Raw genomic sequence first — 14085 nt, 5'->3', positions numbered from 1 at the left:
ATTGATCATAAGATCTTATAAAGAACTATTAAGTAAAAATAGACTTAAATCCTCAGGAGTACCTAAACCATGCATTTGATCCATTTCTATATTAAAAATAACTATCTTTTTCCCATCCTTGATATTATAATTATAAACTGGGCAAGTATAGAATTCGTTGTTGACCCTATCATTTTCAATAATCATATCAATTGCACCCTCAACAAAGTAACTACCTTTACTAAAAAAATATATTCCAACAGTAGCATATTCAGATATTGCCTTTTTCTCTTGCACTTCTGTTACATAGCCATGTTCATCTATTTTAGCAAAAGACCATTTTGGGTTAAGTTCAATATCAGAAAAGGTTAAAATTGAACCATCTAATTTTCTATTCAAACAATCATTTATATACTCTTCGATAGAAACATCAACAATTTGATCGGAATTTGCGATTAATAATGGACTATCATTATTAATAAATTTATGTGCATATAAAACCGTGCATGCCGTTCCTTCCGTTAATTTATCAATACCAATAAATACTGCATTATATTTCTGTTCGATTTCATCTACCAGTTGTTGATTGGACTCAATATGTTCTTTTCTGGCAATTAAATAGTATGTTGCTCCTGGATATGTTAAATTTTCTAGAACCCTTGAAATCATAGGCTTTCCATTAACATCGATGAATGGCTTTGGCTTTTCATAACCAACTTTAGCAAATCGGCTGCCTAAACCAGCCATAGGTATTACAATATTCATTTATTTATATTTTATGTATTTATCGTTATTAACCCCTGGGATTTTTACAACTACCGTAGTAACGCTAGTTAAAGCTTTAAAATCCGTTGATATTCCTGGCAATATTTTGATAATATCTCCATCAGAATAAATTGTGTTATTCATTTCAACCGATCCGTTCAAAATTATGGTAAACTCAGTTGCGATTTTATGATAATGGCTAGATTCATAATCCCCAGCATCATACTTTTTTATTCCAACTTCAACATCATTAGTCTGATAAGCGCTTGGTTCAAAATTCCCTATAAACCATCCCTTTATCATGTCAGATAATTTCAGTACTTCGGGTTCCTGTTTCATAACTTATTTTTTAATTCTGCTTCGAAATCATTTATTAATTGTGGTGAATAAAAGGAATGATAATTATTGGCATCTATCTCGAAGTTCAGCACCTTTTCGTTGTCCAGAACATATTCATTCATCACAGGAGATATAAAAAAATTACCATTAAGCTGCACATCCTTTAGGATAATCTGAAAAGCGTTCTTGAAAAAACTTTCGGCACGTTTAAAATAATAGTAACCTGCAATTGCATTATGGCTAATTGGATTCTTTTCTGCAGTCTGCACTATAACCTTATCTTCAATTCTTGCATAAGACCACCTTGGATGAACTGATTTAAAAGTGATCACTCCTGCAGAGGCATCTTCCGCCTTCCAGTAGTTATAAATTTCATTAAAGTCAGCATCAATTATCTGATCCCCATTCAATATGATAATACTATCTTCCTTCTCAATATTATCAATCGCCATCAACACACTACACAGAGCGCCATTTGTCTCATTCTTCAGCCTTAAAATCTGAGCACTTGGCGAAAGCAATTTAAGCGTGTTATCTAAATGATATTTAGTTGCATCTTCTTCTCTAATAATGAAAATGATCTGACTTGGTTCAGGAATAGATATTGTTTTTTCAATCACCCATTGAATCATCAATTTCCCCCCAATTTCTATAATAGGCTTTGGGTAAGTGTATCCAGCTTTTGTAAATAACTCAGACGATCCACCTAATGGAATTATAATTTTAAGCATTTTCTATTTCTTTTATGCGATTAATAATGTTAAAATAATGAACGTCATCTGGGTTTTCAACTTTCAAAAGATGTGCCCCTGAAGCGATTGCAGCCTTGATCCCATTTTCATTATCCTCAACAATTAAACACTCTTCTGGTTTCAATCCCATTCGTTCCATTGCTTTGTTATAAATTTCTGGATCAGGTTTACCTTTAACAACATCCTGATTAGAAAGGAAAAAATCTAAATATTGACTCAGGCTAGCCTTATCCATCATAATCTCAATTGATTTTCGAACCGAATTTGAACAAACGGCCAGCCTGTATCCTTCCGATTTTAATTTCGAAAGAGCATATTGGTGATGAAATACAGGTTTACATTTAGCATATACTATTTCTAAGGTATATTGCTGCTTAAGGTCATTAACAAAACCATGCAATCCATAAGGCAATCCTCCCTCAATGCTTAACATTTCTAATTTCTTTTTTGTAGGAAGACCGTCAAAAGTAACTAGGTGATCGTACCTGCTGATTTCTGTGCCAAATATCTTCAGGGCGGCATTAAGTGAGTCGTAATGCCATTCTCTAGCATCGATCAATACACCGTCCATGTCAAATATAACTGCTTTTATTTTATTCATTTTCGTTGAAAAATTTTTTCGCATGATCTGGAAGGTCAGTACAAAGTATAATATCATTTTTAAAATGAAATCCTTGATCTTTAAGCATTTGCCAAAAAGAAAAATAATCCCTTTTATGAAGCTCTGGGGAAACAAGGGCTACTTTTTTTCCATTGCTTAAATGGCTATTTATTAAATTTGCATCAAACCAAATATTTACAAAAGCATCTAACCAAATTCCCCGACATTCGGTGTAAAATGCTGGGGTAGGTTCGTATTCACTTTGCCTTGAATATATATTAAGCCCGTGTTTGATATAGTTTAATGTATCTGGTATTGACATATCAAAGAAAAAATAGTTTTCTATGCCATGTTTAGTCAATTTATTTTTAATTACTTCTTGTAAACCATCTGCTTTAACATTTAAAGCCAATGTACCCGAGCAAATATTATTTATATAAATTTCGAAAAAGTGATCAATACTTAATGAATTCCCGTTAGCAATATCATGTGAAATGACCAGTTCTCCACAATAGTCTCTTATGTCTGTTTCAGTACCATATTGATTTGAAAATGATCTTGCAAAAGCTAAATCAGTATTCTTTTCTTCAGCATTAATCCAGTAGCCTCTATGGCTTATAATCTCCATATTAAATTTTAATTAATTCTTTAAAAAAAGTGCTAATTTTTTCAAGAAATGTTTTGTGTATCTGCTCACCATAGGTTCCATATCCATATCCATATCCATAATACTTACTGAGAATGTCATTTACAACAATTCCAATGTTTTTAATTTTTCCGTTAAGGTATAAATCGTTTACTATCTTTAGTTGACTTTTCTGTGTCACTTTTTGCCTAACTAAATAAATAGTAACGTCTGCATAGACAGAAAGCAATTGGGCATCAGTAATAATCCCGATTGGAGGGGCATCCATAATGATATAATCAAACTGTTTCTTTAACTCATTTATTAGAATAGGTGTGTGCTCACTTAAAATAGTTTCAGCTGGGTTTGGCGGGAGTGGCCCAGAAGATATAATAAATAAGTTTTTATTAATATTTAAGGGTTTGATAATATCCATTATATGGATATCCGGACTTATTGTATAATTACTAAAACCAATATCATTATTTACTGACAATTTAGCAGATAATCCCGGTTTTCTTAAATCTAGCTCCATCAATAGCACTTTTTTTCCTGCCAAAGCCAATATATTGCCCAAATTAATAGCTGTAAATGATTTTCCCTCACCACTCATACTGGATGTCAGCAGTATAATCTTCTCGTCTGCTTTTTTAAGATAAAATGTAAGATTTGTTCTTAACGCTCTGAATTGTTCAGATATTGCTGAACGACCCTGATTTGCAACAACTAAATTATCTTGGCTTGAGTTATGACTAATCTCACCTATTACTGGAACTTGTGTTAAACTTGTAATATCATCTTTTGTTGAAATACTCGTATTCATTAAATCCTTACCGAAGATAACAGCAACAGGTATTACAAAGCCTATTAATATTCCAAATAAATATATTACATTTTTTTTAGGGCTAACTGGAGTAACACCTGATTTTGGAGGGTCAATTGTTTTGGCTACCGAAATATTAGAAGTTTTTGAAATTGCAGTCTCTTCGGCCTTTTGCATTAGGAAGATATATAATTCTTGCTTAATTTTCTGATTTCTAGCTAGTTTTAAATAGTTTTTTTCAATCTGCGGGACTCCACTAATTTGTCCTTCTGCTTTACCTAATTGAGATTTTAACTTCTTACTAGTAACAAGAAATATATTTTTAGTACTTTGAATATTGGCTAAAATACCTTTGCGCATTTGACTAATTTGATCATCCAAATTCTGAATAAATGGACTACTTTCTGTTACACTAAGCAGTTGCTTGTCTCTTTCTATTAGCAACGCATTATATTGATTCATTAAACCTGAAAAAACCATATCCTGCGGTAAAAGAGATGTGGGGAAAACCCTTTTGTTTTTAGACTCATCTTTCAAGTAATTTTCCAGATCTGTTAATATTGTAACCTGTGTTTCTGCCTTTGCTAACTCAGAAGAAAATTGCCCAGAATTTTGAACTAATAGCTTCCCTTGTTCACTCATATCGGAAAGCTTATTTTGCTGTTTAAAACTTTCAACTTCATTCTCAACATCGCCTAATTCAACTGCGATCTTAGTTAATCTTTCCTTTATAAATTTGTATGTACTATCAGCAATGGCATTCTTATCTTCAAGATTAGCAGTAGTGTACTTTTTAATCAACTCATTTAAAATATCTTCACCTTTTCGTGGAATAGGATAAGATAATCCTAAATCGATTATGGTTACAAGCTTATTAGAAACCCCAACGGTCAGTCCTTTAAGTAATTGTGCTACCCTTTCATCTACTGAATTGATTTCAATAACGTAATTATCATCTGTCATCTTTGCAATCGGATTAGTTGATATCCTTAACAGCCCAATTCCATCAACATTAAAAATCTGATCCCATTTTATTTCCTTTTGTATATCCTTATAGCTTAACAATAGACTTTCTGTACCTAATCTTTTTATATTTAATTTATTAGCTTGAATTGTATCTACACCCTTAATAATATTTACAGTAAAAGGGGCATTGTATAATTCTCTTGAATTAAAGTTGTTCTTAACAGAATAAACAATATTTAATTGCATTTGCCTAACAACTTGCTCCATCAAAAATCTAGTACGCAGAATTTCAGCTTCATTATCAACAGAGTTTTTTGCTCCTAACAAGCCGCCTAAATCCATTAGGGAGCCAGCTTGTTTACCTAACCCACCTCCTTTTTCATCATCGTTAACTAAAACTCTTGCTGTTATTTGATAAGAAGGTGGAGTATATTTTGCATAAAAAAAAGATACCAAAAAACATAACACAATACTTATAATAACCCATGGCCATTTATCAGCTAGTTTACCAAGAATATTTAATAAATCAATACTGTCATCTTCTTCAATTTTATCAGTCAATTTGATTTTTTGTAGATTATTCATTTAAGTATATATAGTAGTTATTTAAAATTACTGATTGCAATAACAATTACAGAAAGGACTGAGGCAATGACACCAATAGTTTGGATTTGTGCTGAATTAGAGGCTGAAACCTTACGTTTGTTAGGTTCTACATAAACAACATCATTTTGTTTAAGATAATAATATGGGCTACTAAATATATCAGAAGAGTTTAGATCAAGACGCGCAAATTCTTTTTTCCCATTGTTGTCTCGTATAATTAACACATTTTCACGACGGCCATAAATGGTTAAATCACCTGCCAAACTTAAGGCATCTAATATCGTTACCTTTTCGTTAGGTAAGGTATAAGCTGAAGGCGCATTTACCTCTCCCAGAACACTTACTTTAAAGTTTGCAAAACGAAGTTGAACATTTGGTTCTTTATAAAATAAAGATGCTTTTTCTCTAATCAGCTCACGAGCTTGATAGGTAGTTAAACCTATCACTTTAACCTTTCCGATTAAAGAAAGTTCCACATCACCATTACGATCTACAAGAAATCCATTTACCTGCTGTGCTGCAACAGCCGTATTAGCACTGCCACCTAATATGGTATTAGCAGCCGCTTGATTTACGATTACACCGCTCTGTGGATTTAAAGTAAAAACATTAATACTTAAAATATCATCTGGCTGAATAACAGGTTCAGTGAAAGCAACTGCATTTTCTAATTTCGCTTGGTTGACACTTTGAATGTCTTGGAAATAAGCAATTTTTTTATTACTAACACAGGAGGAAGATAGAGTAATAGTTGTTAAAATTAAAGCTAACCTAAAGCTCTTTTTGAGATTATTTTTTTTATTCATAGGATATATCCATTCAAAATGAAATTGACCATTTTAAATAGCTTGCAAACTTAATCATTTAATTGTAATATCTAAAAATGTTTAATTCAGATAAGTAATTTGCCCAGCTAAGATGTGTTAAGCATTACGATCAATTAAACATAAATAGAATTAAATATTTCTTGATTCTTAAAATCATAGTTTCCTATCAAGTCGTGTAACTTTCCAGAATGTATGGCATCAGTTAAAGTGTCTAGATGTTTATCGTGATGTAGATCAGTACCTGCCAAATCATACATTTTTTCTTTTAGCAAAATCTCAGCTGATTGCTTAACATCACGGCCATAATATCCTAAAACAGATAATAAATTTAATTGTAAAAGACAGCCCTTTTCTTTAAATCTCCTCAATCGGCTTTTATCTTTAAAATAGAAAGTATAACGTTCGGGATGTGCTAAAACCGGGCGATACCCTTTAATTTCTACATCAAATATGGTTTGGCTTATACCAGGACTTTCAGACAAATAAGACATCTCAATTAATAAGTGTTTATGATCTAACGTACATAAATGCCCCTCCAAGGTAAAATCCTGATCGACCATATATTCTGCCCCGGCACTCAATTTAATTGATATATTTTCATTGTCCAATGCCATTTGCAACGACGCTTTTGCAGAAGAAATCGTCTCTGGTGTATTTGGATAAAGCTCCTTATAAATATGCGGTGTACAGATCAATTGATTAAAACCGAGCTCTTGAAGACTTTTTACAAAATGTACAGAGGTTGCCACATCTGGTGATCCATCATCTATACCTGGTAAGATATGGGAATGCATATCAACTCCTAACCAGGAAATATCGGTGACCTTATTTTTTTTGCTAAAAAAACTAAACATATCTTGATGGAAAATGGGGGATAGATATCATTAAGTACATTAATTTAATTCTAATTTTTAAGCAGCATAGTGAATTTTCAATAAAACCAAGAATTATTATCATATAAAACAATAAAAAAACTAATTTATTATACAATATGCCGCAATAAATCTAAAACAAAAATAAAGATAGCAATAATAGATCTAAAAGTAGATTATTACAGACAAAATGTAGACATTTTGCTTAATATTTAATATTGATTTAATAATATAAGACTCATATTATTTATCAATTGCTTTTCCGTATTGATTTTAACTTTATCAACGAGCATGCTATTCGAAATAATTTAATGTTTTAAATCCACCCTTTTTCAGGTATTCATCCTTTTTCATTAAATGAAGATCAGAAATGACCATATCTTTGACCAATGCACTCAGGTCATATTTAGGTTCCCATCCCAATTGCGTTTTCGCTTTGGCTGGATCTCCTAATAATAAATCAACTTCTGTTGGCCTGAAATATTTAGGGTCTACCTGAACAATAGTGCTTCCTAAAAACAGTTTATCACTATTTAATCCATGCTGAATCAATAATTCTTCATTAAGACCAATTATTACACCTTTTTCGTTTTCATCTTTACCAGAAAATTCAACGTCAATACCCAATTCCGCAAAACTCATCCGAACAAAATCTCGAACAGTGGTGGTAATACCTGTAGCTATAACGAAATCTTCTGGCTTGTCTTGCTGTAGGATTAACCACATGGCTTCGATATAATCTTTAGCATGTCCCCAATCCCGTTGCGCAGATAGATTACCAAGATATAGGCATTTTTGCAGGCCTAGCGCTATTTTTGCTGCAGCCCTGGTTATTTTGCGTGTCACAAAAGTTTCGCCCCTTAACGGACTTTCGTGGTTAAATAAAATACCATTACAGGCAAACATATGATATGCTTCACGGTAATTTACCGTGATCCAGTAAGCATACATCTTTGCCACTGCATAAGGAGAGCGCGGATAAAAAGGTGTGGTTTCGCTCTGTGGAACTGCTTGTACCAATCCATATAATTCAGAGGTGCTGGCTTGATAAACCCTGGTCTTTTGGGTAAGGCCTAAAATACGTACGGCTTCTAATAAGCGTAAGGTACCAATACCGTCTGCATTAGCAGTGTACTCAGGCATCTCAAAGCTTACATGTACATGGCTCATCGCCGCTAAGTTGTAAATTTCATCTGGCTGTATTTCCTGGATAATCCGGATAAGATTGGTCGAATCGGTTAAATCGCCATAATGTAATTTAAACCTCACATTTTGCTCATGCTGGTCCTGATAAAGGTGATCGATACGATCGGTATTAAATGATGATGAGCGCCGCTTTAAACCGTGTACAAAATAACCCTTTTTCAGCAAAAACTCTGCTAAATAGGCTCCATCCTGTCCTGTAACACCTGTAATTAAAGCAACTTTCATATTAATCCATTTTGTTGGCCACAAACATACAGAATAATTTGTTTGGTTGATAAGCCATTTTAAAATGATGATTAGCCTGATTACGCTTTCCGAACAGAATGCTATTATATTACCTATTCTACTTACCAAGCTCATACTAGCCAGGGCTTTCATTATCTTATTACTTACCTTTCGATCACCATTTTTATACTATTTATTTACCCTCCAGGTAATAAATGGGTAACACCAGGGTAAAGAAAAGGTAAGGGATTGGTAAGCCAGGGGTTAACTTGGTATAGAGAAAGGGTAAACAAAAGGTACAGAAAGGGTAAACGAATCGAATATTATAATCTTGCATCAGCCAAATCTCTGCGAATAAATGATTTGGTATCGAAAATAATTGATCCTTTTGCTTTAAAACCAGCGTAATCGATATGCAAGAATTGCTGGTGGGCGACTGCTAAGATAATTACATCATAATGTCCAAAATCATCATTTTGAATCATTTGGATATTATATTCAGCTTTTACATCAACTGCATTGGCCCAGGGATCGTATACATCTACATGCATACCAAAAGATTTCAGTTCTTTATAAATATCGATCACTCTTGTATTTCTGGTATCAGGGCAATTTTCTTTAAAAGCAAACCCCAAAATCAAGGCTTTGGCTCCATTAATTACTTTATTCTTTGCTACCAGCATTTTAACCACTTTATTGGCTACAAACAGCCCCATATTATCATTTACCCGTCGGCCTGACAGGATTACCTCAGGCTTATAACCTAAAGCTTCAGATTTATGGGCAAGATAATACGGATCTACGCCAATGCAGTGCCCTCCAACTAAGCCAGGTTTATAGTTAAGGAAATTCCACTTGGTTGCTGCAGCCGCAAGCACATCTGCTGTATCGATGCCCATGCGGTCAAAAATTAGGGCCAATTCATTCACAAAAGAGATATTTACATCCCTTTGTGCATTTTCGATAGCTTTTGAAGCTTCTGCCACTTTGATACTTGGTGCTAGATGGGTACCTGCTGTGATAATAGATGCATAAAGCTGGTCTATTTCTAAGGCTACTGCCGGATTGGAACCGGAGGTTACTTTCTTGATTTTAGTGAGAGTCTTGATTTTATCACCAGGATTGATCCGCTCAGGTGAATAACCACAGAAAAAATCTACATTATATTTTAAGCCTGAAATTTTCTCCAAAACAGGTACACAATCTTCTTCGGTACAACCAGGATAAACGGTCGACTCATATATTACGATATCACCTGCTTTAAGCACAATGCCCAACATTTTGCTGGCCGCCAGCAAAGGCGTGAGATCAGGACGTTTGAGATGGTCGATAGGAGTAGGAACCGTGACAATATAAACTGTGCAAGCCGCCAGATCAGGCAAGCTCGAACTCAAGGTTAATCCTCTATCCTGATCTGCTGAAGAATAAACGGATTTGAGGTCATCCAGCTTAGCTTCATGGGTGCGGTCTTCTATTCGTTTTAGTTCTTCTACACGGCTCTCGTTGGTATCGAAACCGATTACTTTATATTTCTTTGCAAATTCGATAGCCAATGGCAGCCCAACATAACCTAAACCTATAATCGCAATTTGCTTTTTCGTATTCATTTCTCTTTCGGTAATTGGCCAAAGATAAGATAAATCAGGAAAGCTTTAATTGTACCTGATTCAATGTTGGCTTTTAACAACAGAGTTCATAGAGAAAAACACGAATTACACAGCGTTGAGAGCAATTAGTGTTTATATAACAAAAATTGCATTTGTGTTTTAAAGATCCTTCGCTGCGCTCAGGATGACATGTCACAAAAGAAAATCACCAATCAATGTCATGGTATTGATTGGTGATTTATTATTATGAGTATACTAATAGTAGAACCTACTATTTAATCTGCTTCAACAGGTAACTGCCATAACCACTTTTAACTAAAGGCGTGGCAATAGCCTTTAACTGTTCCGCATTGATAAATCCCATTCGATAGGCGATTTCCTCAATACATCCAATTTTGAGTCCCTGTCTTTCTTCAATAATCTGCACAAACTGCCCCGCTTGCATTAAGGATGTAAAAGTTCCGGTATCTAACCAGGCCGTACCGCGGCTCAATACGCCAACCTTTAACTTACCACGTTCTAAATAAATGCGGTTTACATCGGTAATTTCGTACTCTCCTCGGGGAGAAGGTTTGATGTTTTTGGCAATTTCTACCACATCATTATCATAAAAATATAATCCCGGCACAGCATAATCTGATTTTGGATTTGTTGGTTTTTCTTCAATAGAAATGGCTTTTTTATTTTCATCAAATTCAACTACACCATAACGTTCCGGATCTGCAACCTGATAAGCAAATACCACACCGCCATCCGGATCGGAACTGGACTGTAATAATTTCGCCATACCATCACCATAAAAAATATTATCGCCCAATACCAAGGCAACTTTATCTTTGCCAATAAATTCTTCACCTATTACGAAAGCCTGTGCCAAGCCATTGGGTTCTGCCTGTACGGCATAGCTAAATTTACAGCCTAAAGTAAATCCATCTCCTAATAACTTCTCGAAATTAGGAAGATCGTGTGGGGTAGAGATAATCAGGATTTCTTTTATCCCTGCCAACATCAATGTAGACAAAGGGTAATAAATCATTGGTTTATCGTAAACCGGCATCATTTGCTTACTACAGGCAAGGGTTAAGGGATGTAAACGAGTTCCGCTACCACCAGCTAAGATTATACCTTTCATATTTTAGTCATTAGTTCATTGGTCATTGGTTCATTGGGTCATTAATCATTGATAGTGACAGACCTAAATGAAATAATAATTCCTATTTATTGCATTTTAATTTGTTTTATACACTCTACCAAACTATTTCTCCAGTAAGGGATTTCAATATTAAATGTTCTTTTTATTTTAGACTTATCCATTACCGAAAATGCCGGACGGGTAGCTTTGGTTGGATAAGCAGATCCAGGAATTGGATTTGCCTTCACCCTTGTTTCACTGATATCAAAAATGGCTTTTGCGAAATCGAACCAGGAGGTTACGCCTTCGTTACTGTAATGATAAATACCATACGCACCTGATGAAGAAGCGATGATATCAAAAATGGCATTAGCCAAATCAATAGCATAAGTTGGTGTCCCAACCTGATCGGCAATAATATTCAGTTCATCACGCTCAGCACCTAATTTCAACATCGTTTTCACGAAATTATTGGCATACTCCGAATATAACCAACTGGTACGGATGATAAAATGAGCTGGTAGTATTGAAGCAACCGCTTTTTCGCCGTCCAGTTTAGTTACACCGTAAATATTGATGGGATTGGCTTTATCATCTTCTTTAAGCAATTTCACCTCATTCCCTTCGAAAACGAAGTCGGTAGATATATGAATTAAAGTCGCGTCATTTGCCAAACAAGCCGAAGCCAGGTTAGCTGCCCCTGTTTCATTAACAGCTTTGGCCAGATCAACCTCATCTTCTGCTTTATCAACAGCTGTGTATGCTGCACAGTTGATCACATAAGCAGGCTTTTCTTTGGCTAAAAGTTCATTTAAACCACTTTCGTCCAAAATGTTGGCATCTTGCTCTGCAGGAAAAATTATTTCAGTAATTCCTCTTCGCTCTGCAACGACTTTTAAACACTGGCCTAACTGCCCTCCGGCACCAATTACTAATAATTTACTCATATATGCTTTAGTTCGGCAAATGGTTTTAATAAGAGATCTTTATCTGAGATGGACTCCATTCCTTCAGGAATTAACCAATCAATATTTAAATCCGGATCATTATAGATTACCCCTGTTTCGGAGGCTTTGTTATAAAAATTATCGCATTTATATAAAAATTCTACTGTTTCACTCAATACCGAAAAACCATGTACAAAACCTCGTGGGATATAAAGCTGTAATTTATTTTCGGCACTTAAACGTACAGCAACATGCTTACCATAGGTTGGCGAACTTGGCCTTACATCTACTGCAACATCCAGAACTTCTCCTTTGGTAACACGCACCAGTTTGGCCTGAGCAAACTCACCCGTTTGGGCATGTAAGCCACGGATTACCCCATAAGATGAATAGGATTGGTTATCCTGAACGAACCTTCCTGATAAGCCAGTCTTCTCCTCAAAAGTATTTTGATTAAAACTTTCGAAGAAATAGCCTCTTGGATCTTCAAATACCCTCGGTTTAATAATCAAGCAGTCCTTTAATCCTGTTTGTTCAATTTCCATTATTTATGGCTGTACTGTTGTTCATAATAAGATTGATAATTACCCGAGGTTACATTATTTAACCAATCTTCATTTTGCAGGTACCAATCAACCGTTTTGGCTAAACCCTCCTCAAATTGCAGACTAGGAACCCAGTTTAATTCTTTTTGCAGTTTGGTAGAATCAATGGCATAACGTAAATCATGTCCAGCGCGATCAGTAACATAGGTAATCAGTTTAGCTGATTCTCCAGCTTCGCGACCCAATTTTTGATCCATAATGGTACAAAGCAAATTGATCAAATCAATATTTTTCCACTCGTTATGGCCACCAATGTTATAGGTGTCGCCCGTTTTTGCGTTATGGAAAATCACATCAATGGCACGGGCATGGTCTTCAACCCATAACCAGTCGCGTACATTTTCGCCTTTACCATAAACAGGTACAGGCTTGTTATTTTTAATATTATTAATGGCCAGCGGAATCAGTTTCTCAGGAAAATGGTGGGAGCCATAGTTGTTTGAACAGTTAGAAATCACGCAATCTAAGCCATAAGTATCATGATAAGCCCTTACAAAATGATCAGAACTGGCCTTTGAGGCTGAGTATGGGCTATGAGGATCATAAGCGGTAGTTTCGGTAAACATACCTTCTTCACCTAACGCGCCATAAACCTCATCGGTACTTACATGGTAAAAACGTTTCTGATCGTAATTCCCTTTCCAGTAAGTTCTAGCTGCATTTAATAAATTTACCGTGCCAATTACATTTGTCATGACAAAAGCAGTTGGATCAGAAATAGAACGGTCTACATGGCTTTCCGCTGCCAGGTGTATTACTGCATCAAAATTTTCGGTTTTGAAAAGCTCATCAATTGCTGTTGCGTCAGTAATGTCTTCTCTTACAAATCTATAATTTGGTTTATTTTCAATATCAGTTAAATTAGCCAGGTTACCTGCATAAGTAAGTTTATCTAAATTAACAATCTCATATTGAGGATAGTGATTAACAAAACGACGGACTACATGAGAGCCGATAAAACCAGCTCCTCCGGTTATTAAAATTTTTTTCACAGCATGATAGATTTATAGAATGCTAAAATAGTTTAGATAAACTAAAAAACATTCTTTTTTGAACTAAAAAAACAAAAATGAACAGACTAGTCCAAATTATCACTACTTCATATCTCAAAAACAACTATTTATGTCTCTAAGGTTATATAATTATTATAAAATTAAGGTAATTTTAAAAAAAAGGTCACAACTAAACAATGGTTTAAACCGATTTCA

Annotated in this window: 14 protein-coding genes; all 14 read right to left on the bottom strand. The window is 34.7% G+C overall.

The genetic code is table 11. The features are described from left to right. Positions 1-15 precede the first annotated feature (15 nt). The 14 genes from ACFSR6_RS16840 to rfbB all read right to left on the bottom strand — a co-directional run bounded on the left by ACFSR6_RS16840 (position 16) and on the right by rfbB (position 13869). A complete protein-coding gene (locus ACFSR6_RS16840) occupies positions 16-744 on the bottom strand; it encodes a glycosyltransferase family 2 protein (RefSeq protein ID WP_379080921.1) in 729 nt (242 codons plus the stop codon). Next, entirely contained in the window at positions 745-1083 is a 339-nt protein-coding gene (locus ACFSR6_RS16835) for a cupin domain-containing protein (RefSeq protein ID WP_379080919.1), read from the bottom strand. Beyond that, a complete protein-coding gene (locus ACFSR6_RS16830) occupies positions 1080-1814 on the bottom strand; it encodes a glycosyltransferase family 2 protein (protein WP_379080917.1) in 735 nt (244 codons plus the stop codon). The genes ACFSR6_RS16835 and ACFSR6_RS16830 overlap by 4 nt, the downstream gene beginning before the upstream one ends. Beyond that, positions 1807-2436 (bottom strand): HAD family hydrolase, encoded by a 630-nt coding sequence (locus tag ACFSR6_RS16825; RefSeq protein ID WP_379080915.1) that lies wholly within the window; start codon positions 2434-2436, stop codon positions 1807-1809. The genes ACFSR6_RS16830 and ACFSR6_RS16825 overlap by 8 nt, the downstream gene beginning before the upstream one ends. Then, positions 2429-3064 carry a PI-PLC domain-containing protein gene (locus ACFSR6_RS16820; RefSeq protein ID WP_379080913.1) on the bottom strand — a complete coding sequence of 212 codons (636 nt, stop codon included), beginning with the start codon at positions 3062-3064 and terminating at the stop codon, positions 2429-2431. The genes ACFSR6_RS16825 and ACFSR6_RS16820 overlap by 8 nt, the downstream gene beginning before the upstream one ends. A 1-nt stretch (position 3065) precedes the next feature. Next, positions 3066-5435: a GumC family protein gene (locus ACFSR6_RS16815; protein WP_379080911.1), complete on the bottom strand. Its 2370-nt coding sequence runs from the start codon at positions 5433-5435 to the stop codon at positions 3066-3068. A 17-nt stretch (positions 5436-5452) separates the two neighbouring features. After that, a complete protein-coding gene (locus ACFSR6_RS16810) occupies positions 5453-6262 on the bottom strand; it encodes a polysaccharide biosynthesis/export family protein (RefSeq protein ID WP_379080909.1) in 810 nt (269 codons plus the stop codon). 134 nt (positions 6263-6396) lie between these two features. Beyond that, the gene (locus ACFSR6_RS16805) at positions 6397-7137 is read right to left on the bottom strand and encodes a tyrosine-protein phosphatase (protein WP_379080907.1); all 741 of its coding nucleotides are present in this window, start codon (positions 7135-7137) and stop codon (positions 6397-6399) included. Positions 7138-7449: 312 nt separating this feature from the next. Beyond that, positions 7450-8586: a GDP-mannose 4,6-dehydratase gene (gene gmd / locus ACFSR6_RS16800; RefSeq protein ID WP_379080905.1), complete on the bottom strand. Its 1137-nt coding sequence runs from the start codon at positions 8584-8586 to the stop codon at positions 7450-7452. Positions 8587-8909: 323 nt separating this feature from the next. Further along, positions 8910-10193, bottom strand: a complete 1284-nt coding sequence (locus ACFSR6_RS16795; protein WP_379080902.1) for a nucleotide sugar dehydrogenase — start codon at positions 10191-10193, stop codon at positions 8910-8912. Positions 10194-10464: 271 nt separating this feature from the next. Further along, positions 10465-11325 (bottom strand): glucose-1-phosphate thymidylyltransferase RfbA, encoded by an 861-nt coding sequence (rfbA, locus tag ACFSR6_RS16790; RefSeq protein WP_379080900.1) that lies wholly within the window; start codon positions 11323-11325, stop codon positions 10465-10467. 86 nt (positions 11326-11411) lie between these two features. Then, positions 11412-12272 carry a dTDP-4-dehydrorhamnose reductase gene (gene rfbD, locus ACFSR6_RS16785; RefSeq protein WP_379080898.1) on the bottom strand — a complete coding sequence of 287 codons (861 nt, stop codon included), beginning with the start codon at positions 12270-12272 and terminating at the stop codon, positions 11412-11414. Further along, a complete protein-coding gene (gene rfbC, locus ACFSR6_RS16780) occupies positions 12269-12817 on the bottom strand; it encodes a dTDP-4-dehydrorhamnose 3,5-epimerase (RefSeq protein ID WP_379080895.1) in 549 nt (182 codons plus the stop codon). Before rfbC ends, rfbD begins: the two co-directional genes overlap by 4 nt. Then, a complete protein-coding gene (rfbB, locus tag ACFSR6_RS16775; protein WP_379080892.1) occupies positions 12817-13869 on the bottom strand; it encodes a dTDP-glucose 4,6-dehydratase in 1053 nt (350 codons plus the stop codon). The genes rfbC and rfbB overlap by 1 nt, the downstream gene beginning before the upstream one ends. Positions 13870-14085: the final 216 nt, after the last annotated feature.

This window comes from Pedobacter vanadiisoli (genome assembly GCF_042684385.1).
Lineage (GTDB): Bacteria > Bacteroidota > Bacteroidia > Sphingobacteriales > Sphingobacteriaceae > Pedobacter > Pedobacter vanadiisoli.
The sequence above is the reverse complement of the archived record's forward strand: the minus strand, read 5'-3'. Positions and strand labels throughout refer to the sequence as shown.

Bases quoted from the DNA above. Each gene is read 5' to 3' on its own strand.
- rfbD (WP_379080898.1), bottom strand. From the start codon at position 12,272: ATGAGTAAATTATTAGTAATTGGTGCCGGAGGGCAGTTAGGCCAGTGT.
- ACFSR6_RS16815 (WP_379080911.1), bottom strand. From the start codon at position 5,435: ATGAATAATCTACAAAAAATCAAATTGACTGATAAAATTGAAGAAGAT.
- gmd (WP_379080905.1), bottom strand. From the start codon at position 8,586: ATGAAAGTTGCTTTAATTACAGGTGTTACAGGACAGGATGGAGCCTAT.
- ACFSR6_RS16805 (WP_379080907.1), bottom strand. From the start codon at position 7,137: ATGTTTAGTTTTTTTAGCAAAAAAAATAAGGTCACCGATATTTCCTGG.
- ACFSR6_RS16840 (WP_379080921.1), bottom strand. From the start codon at position 744: ATGAATATTGTAATACCTATGGCTGGTTTAGGCAGCCGATTTGCTAAA.
- rfbA (WP_379080900.1), bottom strand. From the start codon at position 11,325: ATGAAAGGTATAATCTTAGCTGGTGGTAGCGGAACTCGTTTACATCCC.
- ACFSR6_RS16825 (WP_379080915.1), bottom strand. From the start codon at position 2,436: ATGAATAAAATAAAAGCAGTTATATTTGACATGGACGGTGTATTGATC.
- ACFSR6_RS16795 (WP_379080902.1), bottom strand. From the start codon at position 10,193: ATGAATACGAAAAAGCAAATTGCGATTATAGGTTTAGGTTATGTTGGG.
- rfbC (WP_379080895.1), bottom strand. From the start codon at position 12,817: ATGGAAATTGAACAAACAGGATTAAAGGACTGCTTGATTATTAAACCG.
- ACFSR6_RS16830 (WP_379080917.1), bottom strand. From the start codon at position 1,814: ATGCTTAAAATTATAATTCCATTAGGTGGATCGTCTGAGTTATTTACA.
- ACFSR6_RS16820 (WP_379080913.1), bottom strand. From the start codon at position 3,064: ATGGAGATTATAAGCCATAGAGGCTACTGGATTAATGCTGAAGAAAAG.
- ACFSR6_RS16810 (WP_379080909.1), bottom strand. From the start codon at position 6,262: ATGAATAAAAAAAATAATCTCAAAAAGAGCTTTAGGTTAGCTTTAATT.
- ACFSR6_RS16835 (WP_379080919.1), bottom strand. From the start codon at position 1,083: ATGAAACAGGAACCCGAAGTACTGAAATTATCTGACATGATAAAGGGA.